Annotated in this window: 2 protein-coding genes; both read right to left on the bottom strand. The window is 42.5% G+C overall.

All coding sequences use genetic code 11. From position 1 onward, the window contains the following. The coding region (locus A3735_RS03415) for an AMIN domain-containing protein (protein WP_156499373.1) at positions 1-440 on the bottom strand (440 nt) is incomplete at its 3' end. Positions 441-507: 67 nt separating this feature from the next. Further along, the gene (tsaE, locus tag A3735_RS03420; RefSeq protein WP_068511749.1) at positions 508-1,047 is read right to left on the bottom strand and encodes a tRNA (adenosine(37)-N6)-threonylcarbamoyltransferase complex ATPase subunit type 1 TsaE; all 540 of its coding nucleotides are present in this window, start codon (positions 1,045-1,047) and stop codon (positions 508-510) included. Positions 1,048-1,092: the final 45 nt, after the last annotated feature.

The following is a 1,092-nucleotide window of genomic DNA, read 5'->3' on the forward strand; positions in this document are numbered from 1 at the left end:
GCTTCATTTAGCTTTTTTGTTTTCGTATATAAATCAACAACCAGACGATTTCCGTACTTCTGATTTGGCTTTAGCAAAAAGCTTTTCGTTTCAGCCTCTTCTTTTAAGTCCAATACAACCCTAAGATCATCTTTATTTCTACGTGCACTGCGCACTCCGGAAATAGGCGTACCTTTGAGATTCAAACTATCAAACTTAAGCGCCTTATCAGCATCATTAATATCCAAAACCAAACGCGAGGGATTCTTCAGCATCATGATTTTATGCTTTACCGGGTGTGATAAATCCAGAACTAAACGAATATACTCTGGAGACTCCCAAATACGCGCATTAGTTACTTTCGCTTGAGCAGCATTTACACTGCCAGCCATAAACGTAAAGGCAGCGAACAGAACAAGCACCTTTGCCAGGAAGCTAACTCTACTAGTACGAACTTTCATTAAATTCAGCTCTCTACTCAATCACAAAAGACATGCTTGAAACCACATGAACTCAAATTATAATTACTCAGCATGAAACATTACTCACTACCAAACCCGAGCCCGGCCTTAAACTAACCTCTTTCAATACTGAAAGAATCTCGCCATCTGCAGTAATCTTACAAAGGCGACCACGCCCGGTGCAGCTCAAATCGACTTCAAAATCGGCCTCAGGCAAGAAACCCTGGCCTTTATCAGGCCACTCAATAACACACAACTGCTTTTCCTGACCGTCATGAGGCACTTCAAAATAATCACGCACCCCCATAAATTCTAGCTCTTCGGGGTCGCCCAAACGATACAAGTCAAAATGATTAACTTGCACATTCTGTAATTCATAGGGTTCAACAATCGTATAAGTCGGACTCTTCACCTTACCAAAGTGCCCTGCACCTTCGAGAATCCCCCTAGTTAAGGTTGTCTTACCCATTCCGAGGTCACCGTGCAAAAAGATACTCACCACACCTTGATGAAAACAATGCTCATCGATGACACTGAATAACAAGCGTCCTAATGCTACTGTCGCTGACTCGTCAACCAATACAAGCCCAATAGCCGCTTTTGTCATACTCGCACCCTATATCGATTCACTCTCTTGCCCTATAATCCATAA

The sequence above is a fragment of the Oleiphilus sp. HI0061 genome, assembly GCF_001635675.1.